Annotated in this window: 19 protein-coding genes; 11 read left to right on the top strand and 8 right to left on the bottom strand. The window is 67.8% G+C overall.

The features are described 5' to 3' along the window. Positions 1–105: 105 nt before the first annotated feature. Positions 106–2,037 (top strand): acyl-CoA dehydrogenase, encoded by a 1,932-nt coding sequence (locus tag ACIBCN_RS21505; RefSeq protein WP_396993387.1) that lies wholly within the window; start codon positions 106–108, stop codon positions 2,035–2,037. A 113-nt stretch (positions 2,038–2,150) separates the two neighbouring features. Here the strand turns inward: ACIBCN_RS21505 and ACIBCN_RS21500 are convergent, their stop codons facing one another. The 3 genes from ACIBCN_RS21500 to ACIBCN_RS21490 all read right to left on the bottom strand — a co-directional run bounded on the left by ACIBCN_RS21500 (position 2,151) and on the right by ACIBCN_RS21490 (position 5,487). Continuing rightward, on the bottom strand, positions 2,151–3,509 hold the full coding sequence (locus ACIBCN_RS21500; RefSeq protein ID WP_396993386.1) for an MFS transporter: 1,359 nt from the start codon (positions 3,507–3,509) through the stop codon (positions 2,151–2,153). A 143-nt stretch (positions 3,510–3,652) separates the two neighbouring features. Beyond that, complete coding sequence (locus ACIBCN_RS21495; RefSeq protein WP_396993385.1) at positions 3,653–3,895, bottom strand: hypothetical protein; 243 nt, start codon at positions 3,893–3,895, stop codon at positions 3,653–3,655. Positions 3,896–4,008: 113 nt separating this feature from the next. Continuing rightward, positions 4,009–5,487 (bottom strand): ABC transporter substrate-binding protein, encoded by a 1,479-nt coding sequence (locus tag ACIBCN_RS21490; protein WP_396993384.1) that lies wholly within the window; start codon positions 5,485–5,487, stop codon positions 4,009–4,011. 256 nt (positions 5,488–5,743) lie between these two features. Between ACIBCN_RS21490 and ACIBCN_RS21485 the strand changes: the two genes are divergently transcribed. Then, the gene (locus tag ACIBCN_RS21485) at positions 5,744–7,093 is read left to right on the top strand and encodes an LVIVD repeat-containing protein (protein WP_396993383.1); all 1,350 of its coding nucleotides are present in this window, start codon (positions 5,744–5,746) and stop codon (positions 7,091–7,093) included. Positions 7,094–7,105: 12 nt separating this feature from the next. Here the strand turns inward: ACIBCN_RS21485 and ACIBCN_RS21480 are convergent, their stop codons facing one another. Next, positions 7,106–7,738 (bottom strand): TetR/AcrR family transcriptional regulator, encoded by a 633-nt coding sequence (locus tag ACIBCN_RS21480; protein ID WP_396993382.1) that lies wholly within the window; start codon positions 7,736–7,738, stop codon positions 7,106–7,108. A gap of 126 nt (positions 7,739–7,864) precedes the next feature. On the opposite strand from ACIBCN_RS21480, the gene ACIBCN_RS21475 reads away from it, so the two are divergent. From ACIBCN_RS21475 to ACIBCN_RS21465, 3 genes are all read left to right on the top strand, one after another. Beyond that, positions 7,865–9,502, top strand: a complete 1,638-nt coding sequence (locus ACIBCN_RS21475) for an FAD-dependent oxidoreductase (RefSeq protein ID WP_396993381.1) — start codon at positions 7,865–7,867, stop codon at positions 9,500–9,502. A 131-nt stretch (positions 9,503–9,633) separates the two neighbouring features. Next, positions 9,634–11,160 (top strand): threonine/serine exporter ThrE family protein, encoded by a 1,527-nt coding sequence (locus ACIBCN_RS21470; protein WP_396993380.1) that lies wholly within the window; start codon positions 9,634–9,636, stop codon positions 11,158–11,160. 107 nt (positions 11,161–11,267) lie between these two features. Continuing rightward, positions 11,268–11,924: a heme oxygenase (biliverdin-producing) gene (locus ACIBCN_RS21465; protein ID WP_396993379.1), complete on the top strand. Its 657-nt coding sequence runs from the start codon at positions 11,268–11,270 to the stop codon at positions 11,922–11,924. Here the strand turns inward: ACIBCN_RS21465 and ACIBCN_RS21460 are convergent. After that, the gene (locus tag ACIBCN_RS21460; RefSeq protein ID WP_396993378.1) at positions 11,918–13,429 is read right to left on the bottom strand and encodes a sugar transferase; all 1,512 of its coding nucleotides are present in this window, start codon (positions 13,427–13,429) and stop codon (positions 11,918–11,920) included. The genes ACIBCN_RS21465 and ACIBCN_RS21460 overlap by 7 nt on opposite strands. A 494-nt stretch (positions 13,430–13,923) precedes the next feature. Here ACIBCN_RS21460 and ACIBCN_RS21455 point away from each other — a divergent pair, with 494 nt between their 5' ends. The 4 genes from ACIBCN_RS21455 to ACIBCN_RS21440 are packed head-to-tail and all read left to right on the top strand — an operon-like array spanning position 13,924 to position 17,679. Then, positions 13,924–15,210: a class I SAM-dependent methyltransferase gene (locus tag ACIBCN_RS21455; protein WP_396993377.1), complete on the top strand. Its 1,287-nt coding sequence runs from the start codon at positions 13,924–13,926 to the stop codon at positions 15,208–15,210. Further along, entirely contained in the window at positions 15,207–15,983 is a 777-nt protein-coding gene (locus ACIBCN_RS21450; protein ID WP_396993376.1) for a glucose-1-phosphate cytidylyltransferase, read from the top strand. The genes ACIBCN_RS21455 and ACIBCN_RS21450 overlap by 4 nt, the downstream gene beginning before the upstream one ends. Further along, positions 15,980–16,630 (top strand): PIG-L deacetylase family protein, encoded by a 651-nt coding sequence (locus ACIBCN_RS21445; RefSeq protein WP_396993375.1) that lies wholly within the window; start codon positions 15,980–15,982, stop codon positions 16,628–16,630. The genes ACIBCN_RS21450 and ACIBCN_RS21445 overlap by 4 nt, the downstream gene beginning before the upstream one ends. Positions 16,631–16,632: 2 nt before the next feature. Beyond that, the gene (locus ACIBCN_RS21440) at positions 16,633–17,679 is read left to right on the top strand and encodes an NAD-dependent epimerase/dehydratase family protein (protein WP_396993374.1); all 1,047 of its coding nucleotides are present in this window, start codon (positions 16,633–16,635) and stop codon (positions 17,677–17,679) included. Positions 17,680–17,692: 13 nt separating this feature from the next. Here ACIBCN_RS21440 and ACIBCN_RS21435 read toward each other — a convergent pair whose 3' ends face one another. Continuing rightward, entirely contained in the window at positions 17,693–18,244 is a 552-nt protein-coding gene (locus tag ACIBCN_RS21435; RefSeq protein WP_396993373.1) for a dTDP-4-dehydrorhamnose 3,5-epimerase family protein, read from the bottom strand. A gap of 130 nt (positions 18,245–18,374) precedes the next feature. Here ACIBCN_RS21435 and ACIBCN_RS21430 point away from each other — a divergent pair, with 130 nt between their 5' ends. Then, a complete protein-coding gene (locus ACIBCN_RS21430) occupies positions 18,375–19,412 on the top strand; it encodes a methyltransferase domain-containing protein (protein WP_396993920.1) in 1,038 nt (345 codons plus the stop codon). 234 nt (positions 19,413–19,646) lie between these two features. Next, positions 19,647–20,246, top strand: a complete 600-nt coding sequence (locus tag ACIBCN_RS21425; protein ID WP_396993372.1) for an MspA family porin — start codon at positions 19,647–19,649, stop codon at positions 20,244–20,246. Between the two features lie 61 nt (positions 20,247–20,307). Here the strand turns inward: ACIBCN_RS21425 and ACIBCN_RS21420 are convergent, their stop codons facing one another. Then, positions 20,308–21,147, bottom strand: coding sequence for a glycosyltransferase family 2 protein (locus ACIBCN_RS21420; RefSeq protein ID WP_396993371.1), 840 nt, complete (start codon positions 21,145–21,147; stop codon positions 20,308–20,310). Positions 21,148–21,150: 3 nt separating this feature from the next. Further along, positions 21,151–22,530, bottom strand: coding sequence for a polysaccharide pyruvyl transferase family protein (locus ACIBCN_RS21415; RefSeq protein WP_396993370.1), 1,380 nt, complete (start codon positions 22,528–22,530; stop codon positions 21,151–21,153). Positions 22,531–22,609: the final 79 nt, after the last annotated feature.

Here is a 22,609-nt window from a genome sequence, read left to right as displayed (position 1 = left end):
TGTTCAATATACTAAACACTCGTTCAATCGGCCACAAGAGCCCCGTCCGGAATGTCGTGTCAACAGTCACGGTTTGGCCGTCGTGGCGCGGGCTAATGTCGAGTTATGACAACCGGCATCGCAACGACGGCGGATCACCTACGCGCGGCACTGGACGGACCGTGGGGCGAGATCCGGGAGCAGGCCCGAACCCAGCTCGCGGGCGACACCTTCGCCGGCGACTCCTACCTCGACTACAAGGCCGCCCGCGCGCGGGTGCTCGACCAGATGCGGGCCATCGCCACCATGGGCTACGCCGAGCGCGGCTTCCGCAGGGAAAACGGCGGGACCAGCGAGCCGGGCGCCGCGGTGACCGGGCTGGAGATGCTCGCGTACGCGGACCTGTCGCTGTGGGTCAAGGCGGGCGTGCAGTGGGGCTTGTTCGGCGGCGCGGTGGAAAACCTCGGCACCGAGCGGCATCGCGAGTACATCAAGCGGCTGATCTCGCTCGATCTGCTCGGCTGTTTCGCGATGACCGAGTCCGGGCACGGCAGCGATGTCGCCCACCTCGAGACCACCGCGACCTACGACCCGGACACGCAGGAGTTCGTGATCCACTCCCCGACGCCGTCGGCGCGCAAGGACTACATCGGCGGTGCCGCCGAACACGCAAGGATGGCAGCGGTTTTCGCGCAGTTGATCACCCAGGGCGAGGGCCGTGGCGTGCACTGTCTGCTGGTGCCGATCCGCGACGAGAACGGCGCCGACCTGCCCGGCGTCACCACCTTCGACGACGGCCTCAAGGGCGGCCTGCCCGGCGTCGACAACGGGCGCATCGTGTTCGATCAGGTGCGCATCCCGCGGGAGAACCTGCTCAACCGGTACGCCGACGTCGAACCGGACGGGACATACACCTCCGAGATCGAGAACCCGAGCCGCCGCTTCTTCACCACGCTCGGCACCCTGGTGCGCGGGCGGGTCAGCGTCGGCGGCGCCGCCGCGGCGGGCACCAGGGTCGCGCTGAGCATCGCCGTTCGATACGCGTTGAAGCGCAGGCAGTTCTCCGACCCGGACAGCGGGCAGGAAACCGTCCTGCTCGACTACCGCAGCCACCAGCGCCGGCTACTCCCGCTCGTCGCCAAGACCTACGCGCTGGCCTTCGCGCAGAACGATCTGGTGCGCCGGATGCACCTCGTGCAGACCGGCCAGGATCTGAACCCGAGTTCGCAACGGGCACTGGAGAAGCGGGCCGCAGGCCTGAAGGTCGCGCAGACCCGCCATGCCACCCGCGGCATCCAGGAATGCCGCGAAGCATGCGGCGGCGCAGGCTATTTGACCGAGAACCGGCTCGTCACCCTCAAGGCGGACACCGACGTGTTCACCACCTTCGAGGGCGACAATGTGGTGCTCACCCAGCTGGTCGCCAAGGAACTGCTCACCGCGTACTCCGACGAGGTGCGCGACCTCGACGCGCTGGGCTGGGTGAAGTTCGCCGCCACCATGGCCGGCGACGAGGTCCGCAAGGTGACCGGCGTACGTCAGCTGATCCAACGGCTGCGGGACGGTTCGAACGACTCCGTCGACGAGGGCGACCTCGCCCGGCGCGCCGTGCAGCTGCAGCTGTTCGCCGACCGCGAGGAATACCTGGTGCGCACCGCCGGTCATCGGCTGCGCGCCCGCGCGAAGGACACCACCCCGTTCGAGGCGTTCAACAACGCCCAGGACCACATCCTCACCGCAGGCACCGCGCACATCGACCGGCTGGTCTTGGAAGCGTTCATCGAAGGCATCGAGGGCATTCAGGATCAGGAGGCCCGCGAGCTCGCCGAAACCGTCTGCGACCTCTACGTATACGCCACGCTGGAGGAGAACCTGGACTGGTACATCATGCACCGGTTCATGTCGGTCGAGCGGGCCAAGGCGGTGCGCCGCGGCGTCAACGAACTCGTCGACCGCCTCCGCCCGGAGGCCCTCACCCTCGTCGAGGGCATGGGTGTCCCGGAATCCATGCTGCGCGCGGCCATGCTGGACGACGCGAGCGTGTTCGAGCGCGGGTAGTTCCAAACTCGTTGTGCCAGCTCGATATTAGTGAGCCTCCGCCTGTTGACGGAGGCTCACTAGTCGAGCCACACCCCTCCGCCACCACCGCGCGAAGTCCTCGGTTGGCAAGCTCAGGGCGCGGGTGTTGATCGGTGCTGGGCGGTTGGTGCGCTGTCCGTCGAATCTGGTGTGACAGTGCGCAAGTCGCGGTTGCGGGTTTCGCCTGCCCAGAGGAATGCGGTTGCCGTGCAGGCCAGCATCAGGCAGAGGAGCAGCGTGATCGGGACGGTCGACGGAAAACGGTGCAGCAGTGCGACGCCGATGATCGGGGTCAGTGAGCCGCCGACGATGGTCGCGAGTTGGTAGCCCAATGATGCTCCGGTGTAGCGGACTTCGCTGGGGAACAGCTCGGCGAAGAACGGGGCCTGCGCGCCCGTCAGCAGGCCGTGCAGGGTGAGGCCGATGGTGACGACGACGGTGATTTTCACCGCATTGCCGCTGTTGACCGAGGGTAGTGCGGCGAGTGCCCACGCTCCCGTCAGTACGGCCAAGAACACGCTGGACACTCGTCGTCCGTACCGGTCGCCGACCGCGCCGCCGAGCACGATGGCGATGGCCTGGAAGACGGACGCGATCGTAATCGCGGTCAGTGCCGTGGATTTCGGCACGTGCACGACTTGAGTGAGGTAGGCGAGCAGGAAAATGCTGAACGTGTAATACGTCGCCTTCTCCCCCACGTCGGCGAGCGCGGCCATCAGCACCTGTTTGCGGTAGCGACGCACTACGATCCGTACCGGCGCTTGGCCGTCCCGGGTTGCGTTGCGCCGCTGCGCCTCCAGGAAGATCGGGGATTCTTCCACCGCGTGCCGCAGCCAGATCCCTACCGCGACAAGCACTATCGAGAGCAGGAACGGGATCCGCCAGCCCCAGTCCTGAAATTCGGTAGTGGAGACGCCGAGACCGAGGGCGGCGAGCACGCCGGTGGCCAGCAGGTTCCCCAGCGGTCCACCCGTCTGCGGCCAACTGCTCCAGAACCCGCGGTGCGCCGCCGAGCCGTGCTCGGCGACCAGCAGCACCGCGCCGCCCCATTCCCCGCCGAGCGCGAGGCCCTGCACCAATCGCAGCAGCACCAACAGGATCGGCGCGGCGATCCCGATGCTGGCATAGGACGGTATGAGACCGATGGCCACGGTCGCGCCGCCCATCAGCAGCAACGTGACAGACAGCGTGCGACGCCGCCCGAGCCGATCTCCGAGGTGCCCGAACAGCACGCCGCCGAGCGGGCGCGCGAGGAAGCCGACCGCGTAGGTGACCATCGCCAGCAGCACACCGGTCAGCGGATCACTTACCGGAAAGAAGACCTTGTTGAAGACCAGCGCCGCGGCCAGCCCATAGAGGAAGAAGTCGTAGAACTCGATCGTCGTCCCGGCCACACTGGCAGCGACGATCCGCGCGAAACGCGTGCCGGTGGGGGTGTCCGGGTTGCCCATCGTCGTATCCCTTTGCTCGTACCGAATTGCCCGGTACGACTATCGCGCAGGGACAGCCCATGATCGGACGTTTTCGCCAGGGACGCACCCCCGTAGGCGGGCCCGGATCCCCGCGTCCGGGCCCGCCTACCCATCGACCTCCGTCAGGAAGGCGGCGGGCAGGGGTTGCCGTCGTAGTCGGACGGGGGCGGCAGCGGCCTGCCATCCGGTCCGGCCGGTGGCGGCAGCGGCTTGCCGTCCAGACCTCGCGGCGGAATCGGGCACCCGTTCTCCGATACCTGCACGTCGGACGGCACCGGCGGGTTCGCCGCCGCCGCTCCGGCGCCAATCAGGCTCGCGCCCATGATCGCCGCGAAACCGAACGCGACGGCCGTGCGAAGTCTCATATGAATTCCCCTCTTCGAATGACGTTGTCTGTCATCGGATTAGACGCTCGAGACCGCGTACGGTTCCACCGAAGATCAAATGTGGCCTGCATCACAGCCGAGACGAGACCGATTCACATGGAGATCGAGGCGAGGTCTATCCCCCGCAGCGGCATCGCCGCCACGTCACGCACGCGCGATGCCCAGACCGCATGACCGTGGCCGGACCACAGCGGCGCTGCCGGAAGATCGCGGAGCAACTGGTTTTCGGCGAGCCGGTACAGCTGACCGCTGTCCGCCGATGCGCCAACGGAATCGGCGGCGGCCAACAGCTGTGCGAAGCCGTCGTCGGCGTACCCGACCGCCTTCGCGAGTGCGGCAAGCGGTTCGTGCGGGCTCGACGTGTTCAGCGAACGGGTCACCAGGAAGGGACCGTCGCCGGGTGGCGTCGTCTCGTCGCCGCGCTGTTTCGCGGTCACCTCGACCGCGAGCCCGATGCCGATCTGGTCGGCGAGTGTCCGTCCCCATTGCTCTTGTCCGGCATCGAAGTACAACGCGACCGGGCCGGCGAAGGTGACCTGACCGAGCAACGACTTCGCGGCGGCCTGGTCGTGCACGCATGGTCGGCAGGGGCCGGAGCGTTCGCCAGGGGCCACGCCGGGTGGCAGTATCGCGCGCGCCGGATCGACCTGGTGTGCAAGGGGATCCGCCGCCATAGCCTCGCGGTCCACCGCCATGGCGAAGGCATAGCGCACCGGCGCGTCGTCGAATCGCTTATCGGACACGGGGAATGCGAGGTAGCTGACTTCCGGCAGCGCCCACATCGCGTGCCGATCGGCGAAATCGTGATGCATGGCGTCGTGCCGATCGCCGGGCACCTCGCTGGCCAGGTCGAGCTTGCCCGACTTCACCTGGTCGTATTGCGCGGCGGAATCACCCACCCGGAACTGGATCTCGCGTGCCTTACCGGCCGCTTCGGCGACTCGGACAAGCCGGCCGCCCGAGCCCGGCCGCCACGACTCCGCCATCCGGAACGGGCCATTGCCGATCGGGTTGGCTGCGAAGCCCGCCCAGTCCCGGGAGGCCAGTACCGATGCCGGAAGGGGAAGCAGCGCAGGCGAAGCCAGCACCGCGGGCACCTGACCGAAGGGTCGATCGAGCACGATCCGCACGGTGTGGTCGTCCGGCGCGGAGACCGCCACGGGCCGCAGTACCTCGGTGAGCGCGCCAGCGCCCGCCCACCGCTCGTCCGCGAGCGTATGCCAGGTGTCCACATAGGATTTCGCGGTGACCGGTGTCCCGTCGTGAAACCGGCCGTCCGCGCGTAGCTTGATCTCCCACGTCGTCTGGTCCGTACTGGACACCGATTCCGCCGCCCGCGGCGTGCTCTTCCCGCTGGCCGCGTCGTAGTCGACCAGCGGGGTCCACAGCGCGCCGACCACCATCCGGCCCGCTTGGTCGCGCAAGTCCGCGGGAAGCAGGCTGGCCGGTTCGCGAACACCGACCGTCAGCACGCCAGCTTGTGCGGGTGCTGACGATTCGCCGCAGCCGGTGCTGCCGAGCAAGAGCATCGCGAACACGACAACAAGGCGCGGCACTGTGTTACCGGTCATTCGGCTCCACCGCGTAAGGACAGCTGACCATGACTCGTGGCGCGGCACACCCTGCATACCAACATCATTAACTTTCCGTGGCGTGAAAAACACCGCCATACCCGGTATTTCCCGGCCCACCACGCGAAAGTTGTTCCCCAGTTCGACTTATCGCGATATGGGGATCGTGCGCACCCGCATCGCACTTACAGTGAGGTCAACTCGACGACCAGGAATCCCTGGTCACATAGCGATCGCGTCTCGCCGGGAGGTAGTTGTGCGCCGCTTGTTGCTCCGGTCGTCCTTGCTGTTGATCACCGTCACGGCGACTCTCGCCGCCACCGTGCTGCCCGCCGCTGCCTGCGGGGAGGAGGACGGCCCGCACGGCGCGGCTCCGCAACTCACCGGGACGCCCGGTGCGGAGAAGAACGTCAAGGCGGTCGGCAATGTCCCCGACGCGCAGGGCGCGATTTCGCTGCGGTTCCTGCAGTACGGCCCCAGGGACGTCATGGTTGTCTCTGGCGAGTTCGGGCTGAAGACCTATGACCTCACCGCCAACCCGGCGGCGCCGAAGCTGATCGGCCAGCTCAACATGCCCGGCATGTGGGAAACCGAGGACACCGAGGTCGACCCGGTGCGCAAGCGGGTCTTCCTGTCCCGCGACCCACGCGCGTTCGGCGGCAATGTGCACAACGGCGAGTCCGGCATCTACGTGGTCGACCTGGCCAAGCCGGAGAAGCCGACCGTGCTCAGCTACGTCAAGGTCCCCGCGGGCCACACCACCACCTGCATCAACGACTGCCAGTACCTGTGGACCGGCGGCCCGGCCAAGGCGGACAATATGCCCGCCGACTGGGGCGGCCGCCCGATCTGGGTCACCGACGTCAGGGACCCGCGCAAGCCGAAGGTCTCCCCCAACCCGATCGAGTTGGCGCGCAACGACGGTCAGACCGACTACGTGCACGACGTTCAGGTGGACGAGTCCGGCGTCGCCTGGGCCTCCGGCCGCGGCGGCGTGCGCGGCTACTGGACCGCGGGTATGCACAAGGATCCGGTGACCGGCAAACTGCGGCTGGCGACACCGAACGAACCGGTCCCCTACGCGGGCGGCGGCATCAAGGAGACGGCCGCACCGTCCAAGTTCATGCACAATAGCTTCCGTCCGGTCGGTGGCCGCTCGAAAGACGGTGGCGGCAGCGGACATTGGGACAACGGCAATCTCATCTACGCCACCGAGGAAAGCTTCGTCGACGGCTGCGCGGGCGACGGCGTCCTGGTCATCGCCTCCCTCGAAGGCTCCTACGGCGGCGAGGGCTGGCGCTCGACCCCGCAAAAACCGTACCGCCTCAACACCGTTGGCACCTGGGGCGTCGCGGGCCAGGAGGGCAGCGACCCCGCCTCCGCCGACTGCTCCGCGCACTACTTCGACGTTCAGGACAAGGTCCTGGTCCAGTCGTTCTACGCGCAGGGCACCCGGTTCCTGGACGTCAGCGACCCGACCAACCCCAAGCAAATCGCCTACTACCGCCCGGCCGACGCGGCCGCCTGGGCGCCGTACTGGCACCGCGGTTTCGCCTACGTAGCCGACAACAACCGGGGCATCGACATCCTGAAGCTCACGGCCTGACCCGTCGAAGCGTTATTCGCTTGCCCGCCCGAGCATTTGGACGAGTAGCGCGACCTGGTCGGCGAAATGGTCGATGAATTCCGATGTGCGCGGGTCGGTTCCGCAGACGCCCTCGATGACGTGCGGCAGCGTGGTCGGGGCCATGGCGGCGGCCATCAGCATGACCAGCAGGGTGGCCGGGTCGAGTTCGGCGGGGAGTCGGCCCGCGGCCTGCATGGTGCGCAATTCCTCGACGCTGCGTTCGAGCATTTTCGCGCGCGGCGCGTGGTCCGGGTCGCTGTCGGGGCCGCTGTATTGGAGTCCACCCCAGGCCATCAATCGGACGCCGTCGGGGTTGTGTGTCGCTTCGAGCGCGTAGCGGCGTAACTGTTCGGACAGCGGGGTTTCCGGGGGGACGAGGTCGCGCTGGCGCGCTTGCCAGCGCTGCGACATGGCCTGGTACAGGCCTTCCTTCCCCTCGAAGTAGTAGGAGATCAGCTGCTGGTTGACCCCGGCGCGGGTGGCGATCGCGGCGGTCCGCGCGCCCTGGAATCCGTGGGCGGCGAACTCGGCCTCGGCCGCGTCCAGGATGAGCTGGCGGGTGCGTTCGGGGTCGCGCTGGCGCTCCTGCGGCTTGGGCGACCTGCGGGGTTTCGGCGACGGCACGACGTCATTCTACATACGCATAGCAGTTTCAGTCATCCAAGCGAGTTGATCAATCAAACAGTTGACATAGAAGTTCAATCGATTGAATGATGAGCGAACCGTTCCGTCGCTCAGGAGAAGCTCGCCGTGCACACACCCTCAGATGTCCAGCAGACCAAGGTCCTCATCGTCGGAGGCGGCATCACCGGCCTGTCCACCGCACTGTTCCTCGCCAGATCCGGAATCCGCCCCACCCTTGTCGAACGACACTCGTCCACCGCACTGCAACCGCAGGCCCGGGCGTTCAACCCGCGCTCGATGGAGATCTACCGGGCCCTCGGACTCGAACAGGCGATCCGCGACCGGACGTCGATCCTGGCCGACTTCCCCGAGATGATCGGCGCGGACACCCTGGCCGGCCAGGAACGCTTCCGCGTCGACATCCTCACCCAGGTCCGCCCGCCCGCCACCCTCAGCCCCACCGACTGGGCCATGATCGACCAGGACGAACTCGAGCGCGTCGTGCGCGCCGACGCCGAAAACTACGGCGCGGACATCCGATTCGGCACCGAGCTGATCTCCTTCGACGCCACGCCGGACGGCGTCACCGCCGTGGTCCGCGATCTCGCGACCGGCGCCGAGCGGCAGATCCACGCGGACTACCTGGTGGCGGCCGACGGAAATCGCGCGGGCATCCGCACCCAACTCGGCATCGGCGCCGAAGGACCCGGCGAACTGATCAACGCCGCCAGCTTCGTCTTCGACGCCGACCTCGGCGCCGCGCTGCGCGACCGCCGATTCCTGCTCGGCTATTTCGACCAGCCGACGAAGGGCACCGCGCTCGTGCCAGGCCGCGAATTCGGCCGCTGGTCACTCGGCATCCCCTTCAGCCCCGAGACAGGCCAGAGCGCTGCCGAGTTCACCGAGCAGCGCTGCGTCGAATTGGCCCGCCGCGCGATCGGCGACCCGCACCTCGAACTCACCCTCGTGCCGCTGATGGCCGGATCGAACCGAAAGGTCGCCACCACACGAATCGGCGGTTGGGTCGCGGACCGCTACCGGGCCGGGCGCGTCTTCTTCGTCGGCGACGCCGCCCACGTCGTCCCGCCCACCGGATCCTTCGGTGCGAACACCGGCATCGCCGACGCAGGCAACCTCGCCTGGAAACTCGCCGCGGTCCTCAAAGGCCAAGCAGGCCAGTCGCTTCTGGATAGCTATCAGGACGAACGCCGTCCTGTCGCATTCGTCACACTGGATCAGGCGATGCAGCGACTGCAGGGCAGGCACAGCGGCACCGGCGACGACGCGGCCACCATCGACGACCTCACCATGATCCTCGGCTATCGGTACCGCTCCGCCGCGATCCACTCCGAAACCAGCACCCCGGACGAGCCCGTCGAAGACCCCCGCCACCCCAGCGGTCGCCCCGGCGTCCGCGCTCCGCACCTCTGGTTGCGCCAGGACGAGACGACGCTGTCCACCCTCGATCTGTTCGACGGCACGTTCACCCTGCTGCTCGGCGCGGCCGGGAGCGAATGGCTTGCAGCGGCGGAAAAAGTCTCCGCCGCAATGGATCTCGATCTCGGCGTCTACCGCATCGGCACCGATTTCGACGATGTCGACGACCGGTTCCACCCGGCATACGGCATCACCGCCACCGGCGCGAGCCTCATCCGGCCGGACGGATTCGTCGCCTGGCGCGCCACCGATCTGCCCGAGCAGCCGGAGCACGAACTGCGGCTCGCACTGACCGGATTGCTCGCCCGCGAAGACGCCCGGGTCTGATCGATCCCGGCCCGGACGGCGGCCCTTCGTCGTCCGGGCGCACCGTCGGCTCGGGCGTTCGACACGCGACCGGCGGGCCGTTGTGCCAGCCCGGATGCGAAGGTCGCCGAAAGGTGACTACGTTCGCGTGCATGGATTCAAGCACGCTGCAGGGAGGCGACAGCACGGAGACGCGGGTCGATCATCTCGGTCGGCGACGGCTGTTCCGACGCGGACGACGAATCCCGGTGGTGAGTCAAGCGGTCGGAAAGCTGGTGGCCGATCGTCCGGCGACCGCGGACACGATCGTCGCGGCACCCTCACCGCTGCAACCGATCGACCTCACCGACGACGCGGCGGTTGCCGAGGTGCTGGATCTCGCGGTGCGGGTCGGCGAGGTGGTGCTCGCCTCGGGGACCGGCGTGATCGATACGACCACCCAGGTCCGCTTCATCGCCGCCACCTACGGACTGGTCCGCTGTGACGTCGACGTCACCTACGACACCATCAGGATCTGGACCGATCGCGGACCGAGGCTGTCGCCGGCCAGCAGCATGCGCATCGTGCGCTACCGATCGCTGGACTTCACCCGGCTCGCCGCCGTCGACCGGCTGACCCGGCGCATCCGCAACGAGGTGGTCGCACCGGAGGACGCGCGCGCTGCGCTGGACACCATCACCAAGGCGCCGCATCCCTACCACCGCTGGACGGCCACCTTCGGCTGGTCGCTGCTCGCCGCGGCGATCGCCGCGCTGCTCGGCGGCGGAACCGTCGTCGCGGCAGTCAGTTTCGGCACCACGCTGGCCATCGACCGGTCGAATCGGGTGCTCAATCGCTACGGCCTGCCGTTCTTCTTCCAGCACATGGTGGGTGGCGTGATCGCCGCGACGCCCGCCGTCGTGCTGGCCACGCTGGCGGGCCCACTCGGCATCGACGTGGATCCGTCACTGATCATCGCGGCCGGAATCACCGTGCTGCTCAGTGGATTACAACTAGTCGGCGCGGTCCAGGACGGCATAACCGGTGCGCCGATCACCGCGACCGCGCGCATGCTCGAGGTCATGATGATGACCGGCGGCATCATCGCGGGCATCGCGATCGCGCTGCGTGTCGGCTCGATGCTCGGCGCCACCGTGCCGCCGTTCCTGTTGACGACGCGCGCCATGAACGACCTGCCCGTCAAGATCGTCGCCGGTGCCGTCGCGGCGCTCGCGTTCGCGCTGGCCTGTTACGCGGAGCGGCGGGCGCTCGCCGCGGCGGCGGGCAGCGGCGCGGCGGGCACGATCTGTTTCCTGATGGTGCAGCAGGCGGGCTTCGGCCCGGTGCTGTCCTCCGGCGTCGCGGCGACGGTGATCGGCATGGCCGGTGGCCTGATGGCCCGACGGGCGTTGACTCCGCCGCTGGTCGTCGCGGTCGCCGGCATCACGCCGCTGCTGCCCGGTCTCAAGCTGTACCGCGGCCTCAACGCACTACTCAACGATCAGTTGGTGATCGGTGCAAACCAGTTGCTCGCCGCGTTCGGCGTCGGCTGCGCGCTGGCCGCCGGCGTCACCCTCGGAGAATGGTTCGACCGTACCGTTCGGCGGCCGCGCATCATGCGTCGCTTCGGTTCGCTGCGCCGCCCGACCGTACGGCGGATCCGGCCGAGGGGTTGGCGCAGGCCGCCGCCCATTCAGTGAACCAAGCGGGTGCGTCCCGCACTCGAAACCTGTATCGTCAGACAGGTTAGTTAGGGTAGCCATACTTGCTGGCTGCCCGCAGGCGAGACAGGTGAGGTGGTTCGGGCATGTCAGAGGCAGCACCGTTCTCGAAGCAGATCCGCAGTGCCACCGAGGAGCAGCACGCCGACGCGCGGAGCTCGCGATTCATCACCGACATGCTCGGCGGCGCGCTCGGCATCGACTCGTATCAGCGCTACACCGGCCAACTCTGGTTCGTCTATTGCGCGCTCGAGGCCCGCTGGGACAGCCTCGCCGCCGACCCGGTCGCCGGGCCGTTCATCCGCACCGAGCTGGCCCGCACCGCCGAGCTCGAGCGCGACCTCGCCCACCTCATCGGTCCGCGGTGGCGCGACGAGCTCGAGCCACTGCCCGCGACCGTGGCCTACACCGCGCGCATCGACGAGTGCGCCCGCGACTGGCCCGCCGGTTACATCGCCCACCACTACACCCGCTACATGGGCGACCTGTCCGGCGGGCAGATCGTCCGCGACACCGCCGAGCGGCTGTGGAACCTGCCGCACCGCGGCGACGGTGTCCGCTTCTACGTCTTCGACGCCGTCGCCAACCCGGCCGCGTTCAAGCGCGAATACCGCGCCATGCTCGACGTGCTGCCGCTCGACGATCTCGAACGCCGCCGTGTGCTCGACGAAGGTCAGCGCGCCTATTCCATGAACACCGCGGTGTTCATGGAACTGGCTCAGGAATTTCCGGCGGCTCAGTAGGCGCCTGCCCCGCGCGTCACCGCCCCGATCGTCCTGGCGATGAGTAGCAGATCCAGCACCATGGACCAGTTCTCCACGTAGGAAAGATCAAGTCGCACCGAGTCTTCCAGCGACAGGTCCGATCGGCCGCTGACCTGCCACAGCCCGGTGACTCCCGGCTTCACCAGCAGCCTGCGCCGCATCTCGCCGTCGTAGCTGTCGACTTCGCGCTGCACCTGCGGGCGCGGGCCGACCACGCTCATCTCACCGCGCAGCACGTTGAAGAACTGTGGCAGCTCATCCAGGCTGAACTTGCGGATCACCTTGCCGATGGGCGTGATTCGCGGGTCGTCCTTCATCTTGAAGAAGACCGGGTTGCCCCCGTTGCCCACGATGAGCGCGTCGGCGCCCGCCTCCGCCTCGGGGTACATGCTGCGGAACTTGATCATCCGGAAAGGCTTGCCGCCGCGCCCGATTCGCTCCGACAGATAGAACACCGGACCCGGACTGGTGAGCTTCACCGCCATCGCGATGGCCAGCATGGTCGGCGCGATCGCCACCAGCACCGCGGCCGCGAAGCACATGTCGAACACCGCCTTGCCGGTCGACTTGGCGCGATCGTATTGCGGTTTGGCGATGTGCAGCATCGGCACGCCTGCGACGAATCGATTCGTCAACCGGGTACCCGCGATATCCACCACGCCGGGTGCCACGATCAGCTCGACGCCGAGCGGGTCGAGTTCCCAGGCCATCCGGCGCAATTCGATCGGACCGAGATGATCCGTCGCGGTCACCGCGACCGTGTCGGCTCCGCTGCGGCGCACCGCGTCGAGCACGGTGCGGTCGCTGCCGACCACGGAGAACGTGTGCCCCGAGGGTTCCCGGATGTACTCGGTGATCTCGTTGAGCCCGTTGGGGATACACACACCGACCACCCGGTATCCCGAGGCCGGGTCGCCCGCGAAGGCATTGGCCATCGCCTGGGCCGCCTCCGCGCAGCCGACGACGAGCACCGAGGTCCGGTACTCCCCTCGCCCGCGTAGCTGTCGTGCGTAGATCCGCCAGAGCCATCTGCTCAGCATCAAACCGAACAGACCGAGCGGTAGCGCAATCGCCAAATAGCCACGAGCGAACTCGATCTGGAAGACCAGCGACAGGATCGCCAGCACGCCGAATAATCGCAGCGTCGCCGAGACCAGCCGCCGGTACTCCTCGGTGCCGCTGCCGACCACCTGCGGCGATCGGGTGTGACCGATCGCGAGGAAGGCGGCCCAGGCGAGCGCTAGCGCGCCGGAGACCACCGTGTACCCGACTTCATAGGGCAGATGCCACGCCAGCGGTGGCGCGGCGGGTCCGCCGAAACGGATGATCTGGGCGAGCACCATGGCCGCCACGATCACACCGCAATCCGTTGCGCCTAAGCGCCTTACATACTCGGCCTGCCAACGCTCGCGCTCGGAGCGCGGCAGGGTGATCGGCGATCGGCGATAGTCCAGATCGTCGTCGTCGGCGAGCTCAAAGCTCATGGAAACGCACCTACCCACGGGAGTGAAGAAAGAAGCCCCCCGATCCACATCGATCGGTCCCCGCGGCACCATCCTGACCGCGTCGGGTGTCACATCCGTCGGCACCCAGAAGCCGATTGTTACAGAACACAATCCGTTTCACATGTCGAATCATCCGAGCGGCAAAGTGTTCCACGCGGTAGCGGATAAGGGAACGGTCGGTTTGCCGCCCCGGTATGTTTTCGGTGCTCGCGCGCATATGAGGCCAGGTCGCGAACTTTCGCTACCCGCAGGCGAATTCGTCCCATGCGGGCCGATCCACTAAGCACCTAGGTAGCGGCGTGGAAGCTACTCGCCGGAAACGGTTGAAAAGTACCGGAAATTACTTCCCGGCCAGCCGCTTTCGGCTACGACACGCGGGGCTTTCGTTGTAACGTCTCACTGGATCGGGTCGACGTCAGGGGTGCGCCGGCAATGCGCCGGAGGTACGACTCTAGGCAGAATGGTGGGCTGCGTTGTTATGTCGACTGTGTGATTCCGAACGATTGATCAGTGTGCTCGACTTGGGGGCGACGCCACCGTGCGAGAAGTTCCTCACGGCAGCCGAACTCGATCTTCCGGAATCAACGTACCCGCTACATCTTCGGCTGTGTGCGGACTGCCTGCTGCTGCAAATTCCGGCGTTGATCACCCCGGCGGAGACGTTCACCGAGTACGCGTACTTCTCGTCCTACTCCGACAGCTGGGTCCGGCACGCCGAAACCTTTGTCGCACAGGCGATCCAGCGACTCGACCTCGGCGCGGACTCGTTCGTGGTCGAGGTGGCCAGCAACGACGGCTACCTGCTTCGGCACGCGGTGGCGGCGGGCATCCCCTGCCTCGGTGTAGAGCCGTCGGTGAACGTCGGCAACGCCGCCCGGGCGGCGGGCGTGCCCACCGAAACCGCCTTCCTCGACGAGGAATCCGCGGCGAAGATCCGCGCGACGCACCGCCCGGCCGACCTGGTGGTGGCCAACAACGTCTATGCCCACGTGCCCGACCTCCGCGGCTTCACCCGTTCGCTGCGCACGCTGCTGGCCGACGACGGCTGGCTCTCCATCGAGGTGCACCACGCGCTGAACCTGCTGCGGCTCGGCCAGTTCGACACCATCTACCACGAACACTTCCAGTACTACACCGTGCACTCCGCGCAGCGGGCGCTCGCGGCGGCGAATCTTTCCGTCGTCGACGTAGAACTGCTGGACACGCACGGCGGCTCGATCCGGCTGTGGGCCAGGCCGACCGAAGTGGGCGCGGTCCCCAGTACTCGAGTCGACGAAGTGCTCCGACTGGAACAGGAAGCCGGCTTGCATCAGGTCGAGGGCTATCGCCAGCTGCGTCCACGCACCGAGGCCGTCCGGCACGACCTCCTCCGGTTCCTGCTCGACCAGCGCGCCGCGGGCAAGCGCGTCGTCGGCTACGGCGCGCCGGGCAAGGGCAACACCCTGCTCAACTACTGCGGCATCCGTAGCGACCTGCTCGAATACACCGTCGACCGAAACCCTTACAAGCACGGACGATTCACCCCGGGCACCCGGATCCCGATCTACCCGCCCGACCGGATCGACCTGGATCAACCCGACGTCGTGCTGGTGCTGCCGTGGAATCTCGAAACCGAGATCACCGAGCAGCTCCGCCACATCGCCTCGTGGGGCGGCCGATTGGTCTACCCGCTCCCGGCACTGCACAGTGCCGACCTCACCAGTCACAACGACGTGAACAGCGCACGACATAAGGAAATGACAGGGAGGGGAGCGCGATGAAGGTTGTGCTGTTCTGCGGCGGATACGGCATGCGGATGCGTGATGGCACCGATGACATGATCCCGAAACCCATGCAGCTGGTCGGCCCACGGCCGCTGCTGTGGCACGTGATGCGCTACTACGCACACTACGGCCACAAGGAATTCATCCTGTGCCTCGGCTACGGCGGCCTGCACATCAAGAACTTCTTCCTGACCTACCAGGAGTCGGTGTCCAACGATTTCGTCATCCGGGACGGCCAGGTCGAGATGCTGAGCTCCGACATCAGCGACTGGCAGATCACCTTTGTCGACACCGGCCGGGAATCGCCCATCGGCGAGCGGCTGCGCCGGGTCCGCGAGCACGTCGCGGGCGATGAGACGTTCCTGGCCAACTACGCCGACGTACTCACCGACGCACCCCTGGATGAAATGATCGACAAGTTCACCGCTTCCGGCGCGGCGGCCTCGATGATGGTGGTGCCGCCGCAGTCCTCATTCCACTGCGTCGACATGAAACCCACCGGTGAGGTCAAGGAGATCATGCCGGTGTCGCGAATGCCACTGTGGGAGAACGGCGGCTACTTCGTGCTCAACCAGGAGATCTTCGACCTGCTGCCGCCGGGCGGCGATCTGGTCGCCGACGCGTGCGGCACGCTAGCCGGGCAGGGACGGCTCTTCGGCTACCAGCACCTCGGATTCTGGAAGCCCGCCGACACCTTCAAGGAGCGGGCCGAACTCGACGCGGGCTACCAGTCCGGCACCCGGCCGTGGATGGTCTGGGAAAACGCGTGATCCGGCTCAACGTCGGGGCGGTCGCCGAGATCGCCGTGCTCGGTGCGCATTGCGACGACATCGCCATCGGGATGGGGGCCACGCTGCTGACCCTGGCCCGCGCGCACCGGGGGCTGCGGGTGCGCGCCCTGGTGCTGTCCGGTGGCGGCACCGCGCGCGCGGACGAGGAAAGCGGCGCGTTGGACGCGTTCTGCCCCGGCGCCGAGGTCGACCTCACCGTGCTCGACCTGCCCGACGGCAGGGCTCCCGCGCACTGGGATCGAATCAAGAACGAACTCAACACCTTTCGTGCCCGCATCGATCCCGACCTGGTCTTCGCGCCGCAACGCGGTGACGCGCATCAGGATCACCGGCTGCTCGCCGAGCTGGTGCCGACCGAGTTCCGCGATCATCTGGTGCTCGGCTACGAGATTCTCAAGTGGGAGAGCGACACTCCCGCGCCCAGCGCGTACCACCGGCTCAGCGCGGCACTCGCCGAGGAGAAGTCGCGGCTACTGCTGAAACACTATCCGTCCCAGGCACACCGGGACTGGTTCGACGAGCAGGCCTTCAGCGCCCTGACCCGGCTACGCGGCGTGCAGTGTCACAGCGGGCACGCCGAGGCGTTCGTGCTCGACAAGGCTGTCATCGATTTCGGAGGTTCCTAGCCATGCGGGTTCTGCTCACCGGTCACCAGGGGTACCTCGGCACCGTCATGGCGCCGATCCTGCGCGCCAACGCGCACGAGGTGGTCGGGCTCGACGCAGGCTTCTTCGCCGACTGCGTGCTCGGCGAGCTGCCCGGCGATCCGCCCGGCCTGACCATGGATCTGCGTGACGTGACTGTCGAGGAGCTGCGCGGCTTCGACGCGGTCATCCATCTCGCCGCGCTGTCCAACGATCCGCTCGGCGCGCTGGCGCCTGAAATCACCTACGCCATCAATCATCACGCGTCCGTGCGGCTGGCCCAGCTCGCCAAGGAGGCGGGCGTGCGGCGATTCCTCTACGCCTCCACCTGCTCGGTCTACGGCGCCGCAGGCGCGGACCTCGTCACCGAGGACGCGCCGCTGCGTCCGATCACCCCGTACGCGGAGAGCAAGGTGCGGGTCGAGGACGACGTCGCCGCGCTGGCAGACTCCGGCTTCACTCCCGTATTCCTGCGCAACGCAACGGCTTTCGGCTTCTCACCACGTTTGCGAGCGGACATCGTGCTCAACAACCTGGTCGGGTATGCCGCGCTGACCGGCGAGGTGAAGGTGCTCTCCGACGGCACCCCGTGGCGGCCGCTGGTGCACGCCCGCGATATCGCGTGGGCGTTCGCCAACTGCCTCACCGCGCCGCCCGCCGCAATTCACTGCCGCGCCTTCAACATCGGCACCGAGGCCAACAACCTGACCGTCGCCGACATCGCCCGCGCGGTGGTGGAGGCGGTGCCCGGCTCGCGGCTGAACATCACCGGCGAGAGCGGGGCCGATCCGCGCTCCTATCGAGTCGACTTCTCGGCGGCCCGCGCCGCCATCGGGTTTCGCGCGCTGTGGACCGTGCAGGCCGGGGCGGACGAGCTGTTCCAGGAGTACACCGCGCGTGGCCTCACCTACGACGACTTCTTTCAGAAGTTCACCCGGTTGCCGCAGCTGGAAAGGCTGCGCGACTCCGGCGTGCTCGACGAGTCGATGCGCCGGGTGCAGCCAGGCACCGCCCGTGTTCCGGCTACTTAGGCACCGGCCGCCGTCACAACGCCGCGAGCAGCTGCTGCCAACTGCCCGCGGCGGCGTCGCGGGCGGACACCAGGGTCACCGGCCGCGGCCAGGCGATGGCCAGGTCGGGATCGTGATAGGCGACGCCGATGTCCTCGGCGGGGTCGTGCGGGCGATCGATGCGGTAGCAGACGTCGGCGCTGTCGGTGAGCGCCTGGAAGCCGTGCAAGAATCCGGGCGGCACGTACAGGTGCCGGAACGTCACGTCGTCGAGCAGGAACGCCTGCTGCCTGCCGAACGTCGGCGAGCCACGCCGCAGGTCGATCAGCACGTCGTGCACCGCGCCGTGCGCACAGCGCACCAGCTTCGCCTCACCGCGCCCGGAGCGTCCGTGCATGCCGCGGACAACGCCTGCGGCGGAACGGGATTGGGAATCCTGCTGGAACGCGGCCGCGGCACCCGCGGCGCCGAGATAGGAGTCGAACTCCGCCGCGTCGAAGGTTCTGGTGAACAGGCCGCGATCGTCGCGGACCGGTTCGGGGATCAACGCGAGGACGTCGGCAAGCTCGGTCTGCTCGATGCGCACCACGCCATGGTGCCACGGGCACCCGCGTCTCCGGTGCCCAACGGAGGGGCCTGCCGTGCTTCCCTCCGATAACGCACGCCGCTGCCGCGGCTGCGCGAGCATCGATCTCAGCCCGGTGCTCGATCTCGGCATGGTCCCCGCCGCCGACTACTTTCCACCGGCCACCTCCCCGGTCGGCCTCGCCGAGACCGCCCATCCACTCCGGATGGACCGGTGCGGCCCTTGCGGTCTCGCCCAATTGGCCGAGGACGACACCCGAGCCGAGGAGCCACGCGGCATCGAACCGGCGGCGCTGCGCGACCAGGCCGCCGACGCGGTCGCCAGGGTCGCGAAAGCCGGTCTGCTGCAGGGCAACACGGTGCGCGAGTTCGGCAGCCCGCACGGCGGCACCTGGGTGCCGTTGCTGACCGACCGCGGCTACTCCCCGACCGACGGTGTCGCCGACGTGGTGCTCGACTGCTTCGGCCTGATGCACGAGCCGGATCAGCGCGCGGCGTTCGCCGAGCGGGCCGCTGCGACGGCACCGGACGGCCTGCTGCTGATCCAGTTCCATTCGCTGGCAACCATCGTCGCGGCGAGTCAGTGGAACGCGCTGCGGCACGGCCACTTCGCCTACTACTCGCTGTCCGCGCTGAGCCGATTGCTGGCCGCCGCGGGCATGAGTGTCACCACCGCGTGGCAGTTCGACCTGTACGGCGGCACCGTGCTCGTCGCCGCGCGGCACGGCACCCATCAACCCGATGCCGCGGCGCGCGAGATCCGCACGCGGGAAAGCGAATATACCGAGCACGCCGCCGTGCGCACCCTGCAGCAGGCCGCGGACGGGCATGCCGAGGTGTTGCGCCGCTGGCTCACCAGGCATGCGGCGCAAGGTGATCGGGTCTTCGCGTACGGTGCGGCGTCCCGCGCGGTAGCGTTGTTCAGCCTGGCGGGTGTCGATCGCGGGCTGATCACCGCCGTCGCCGACGCCTCGCCTGCCAAGCAAGGACGCCGGATGCCGGGCACCGACGTGCCCATCATCGCGCCCGCCGAACTCGTCGCGGCCCGACCGGATCTCGTGCTGCTCACGCTGCCCGATCTGCTGCCCGAGGTCCGCGCCCGCTATCCGGAACTCGACGGTTGCTGGATCGTCGACGACCCGGCCGACTCGACCGTCAAGGGAGGATGAAGTTGCCTCGAATTCGCTGTCCTCCAGCGCGTTTGTTGTCCGTTTGCTCTATGCGCTTGTTCTGACATGATTTCGTTTACCGAACACCTGACAGCCCCCGATGATCGATGAAGTTCTTCGCTCCCGTGTGTTGGGGAGCGGGCGTCGAGCGAACTACCACGCTCGGCCAGGTGTGTGTGCAGAGGGGACAACCTGATGAGGGAAAACACGCAGCAATGCGGCCGAAGTGTCCGAATGTTCGCGATCGCCACGGTGTTGGCGTCGGGACTGGCCTTCGGAGCCGGCACCGCGGGAGCGGTCGTCGACAGCAGTAACCAGGTCATCGATCAGCAGGAACGTTCGATCGAGGCCATCCAGTCCGACACGAGGATCGATTTCGTGCCGCCGCTGGACGGAAATCCGTTCACCCGCGAGTGGTTTCACACCGGCGAGGCGTCGTTCAAGGTCGCGGGCCCGAACGCGAGCGACTGGCGCGGGCACATCACCGTCGGCTATCAGGTCGGCTATCCGGCGACGCTGAGCGGACGGTTGAAGTTCGGCTACTCGACACCGGATCTCGGGCTGGATCTCGGCGGCGACAGCGGTGCGCTGCTCAAGCTGAACGGGCTGATTCCGCGCGCGGGCATCGAATTGGAGGTCGGCCTCGGTCCCGGCATCCAGACCATCGAATTCGCGGGCGGCGACGTCTCCGGCACCGGGGGCCTGATCCGGATCGGCGGCTTCCACGGCACCGTCACGGGCGTGATCGGCCAGACCACCATCCGGCCGTTCGTCAAGGTCGTCAGCGGCAACGGTGACACGGTGTACACCTACGGGCGGCTCTGGACCATCTGAAGCCCGTCCAACGCACCGAAGCCGCCCGGACACTGTCCGGGCGGCTTCGGTGTCTGTGCGGTCAGACCAGCAGATCCGGGCGGTTCCGCACGGTCGCTACCGTGCGAACCCGTAGCCGGTACAGCGCCGCCCGCGCCAACCGGGTATCGCCGGCCAGCACGTCGCCGCGGCTCACCAGGTGCGGGTAGTCGCCCGCGATGCGGTGATGGAAGCGGTACATGTCGGTCAGCTTGCTCACCGTCGAGGTGCGGCTGCACAGGTTGAACGACGAATTGCGCCAGGCGGCAAGGATTTCCGGCATGCCGAAGAACACCCCGAACGAGGAGACCCTCGCGAAAAGGTCGACGTCCATCGGGAACACCAGGTCGCCGCGCAAGCCACCGACCAGGTCGAAGTGCTTGCGGTAGAACATCGCCGCCGCGGTCGGCCCGAAATCGGCGGGCCCGCGCCGCACGATGACTCTGGCCAGCGCCCGCGCGCTCTGCCTGCCGAGCAGTCCGGCCAGCCCGAGCCCGCTCTCCAGTAGCGCGCCGTCCTCGTCGATCACCTCGAAGCGACTCGACGAGATGGCGATGGTCGGGTCGTCGGCCATCACCGCGAGCTGCGTGGCCAGCGCGCCGGGGCGTAGCACGTCGTCGGCGCAGACGACCTTGATCAGATCGCCGGTGGACGCGGCGATCACCTTGTTCCAGTTGTCGCCGATCGGTAGCACGGAGTCGTTACGCAGCACCCGAATTCGCGGGTCGTCGATCGCGTGCGCGATGGCGCCGGTCTCGTCGGTGCTCGCGTTGTCGAGCACCACGAGTTCGAAGTCCACGTCCTGGTCGAGTACCGAGCGCAGGGTGGTGGCCAGGGTGCGTCCCGAGTTATAGGCAGGAACGCAAACCGACAGTTTCGTCATGAGTTATCCCCCTAGCTGATGGGCCGGGCGCACCGGTCCGCTTTCCACCAGGCGGAAGACCCGTTCGAGCCCGGCCCTGCTGGCTTCGATCTGTTCGATGGCCTTCTGCTGCAAGGCCTCTCGTACCGTCGGTGCCTCGTCCCACGACGCCCGTACGGCCTCGGTGAGCGTCTTGTCCAGTACCGGGTCGTCGAGGTGCACGATCCGCAGCCCGGTGCCGAACATCTGCGCCAGCCCGTGGAACTTGTCGTCGTAGTATTCCGAGGCAGTGATGCCGACCGCCGGAATCCCTTGGGACAGTGCGAAAACCGCGAGATGGTAGGCGCTGGTGACCAGCACCCGGCAGCCGGCGACCTGGCGGGCCACATCGTGCGGCGTGCCACCCCGGCCTACGGCGGGACGCGCACTGGGCGCCCCCGCGAGCAGCGGCAGCGTGGAAAGGCGATCCTCGGAGGCGTATTCGGAGATGATCAGCGGCACCACCCCGGCGTCGAGTTGCCCGGCGCAGGCGCGGACCACCCGGCCAAGGGTCGCCTGCGCGGCGGCGGTGACGCGCGAGTAGTCCGCCACCCGTAGGCACAGCCCGATATCCGCGCCGATCCTGGCTTGCCGCAGGCGATAACCGAATTCGACGGCGTCGTCGCCGGTGACCAGTACCCGTCCCGGCGCGACGCCGAACCGCGACAGCAGCTCCGGGCCGCGCCGGCCCTCGCGCAGCGCGAGGAAATCGACATCGGGTAGCACCTCGGCCGCGCGCCGCACCAGCGCCGGGTCGCGCAGCGGACCGAGGCCCTGGCCGACCAGCGCCGTCGGAATGCCGCGCGAGCGCGCGTGTTCGAGCAGGTTCAAGGTGCGGTGCGCCTGGTAGCGGTCGACGTCGGTCATGTACCCGCCGCCGAGCGCGAGCACCAGCGACGCCTGCTCGACGGCAGCTGGGATCTCGACCGGGAACTCGGTCTGCTCCGGCGTGCTGACGTGTTCGGTGATGCCCGGTCCGGCGGACCGTCGCCGTGCCGCGGAGCGTAGTGCGCGCAGCCGGTCCTTCGGCCCGTCGGTCGCCGCCCGCCAGCGCAGCGCCGCCGGACCGACCAATCGTGTTCCCGCCGAACGACTTAATCGTCCGGACCAGCCGTCGCGGCCCCAGCTCCAGTCGGGTCCGCAGAGCGGCTCCGCCTCGGGTAGCAGCGCCTGCAGGATGCCCGGTTGGTGCGTGAGCACCCCGATCCTGGCGCGCGGCCAGCGTGCGCGCAGCCGCTCGACCGTCACGGCCATCATCGCGATATCGCCGCGGTTGCGCAGCCAATATTCGCCGTTTTCGACGAGCACCCTGATATCGCCCGCTGCGATATCGGCGCGCTCGGCCTCGGAACCTACGGTCCCCACTGTCCATACCCTCCCGCCGCCCCCCGCGGGTCGGTCCGTGCCGAGCACGAACTCGTTGTGAAATCTACCCCACGCTATG

The organism is Nocardia sp. NPDC051052, assembly GCF_044456045.1.
Taxonomy (GTDB): domain Bacteria; phylum Actinomycetota; class Actinomycetes; order Mycobacteriales; family Mycobacteriaceae; genus Nocardia.
This window is presented reverse-complemented; position numbering and strand designations above follow the sequence as displayed.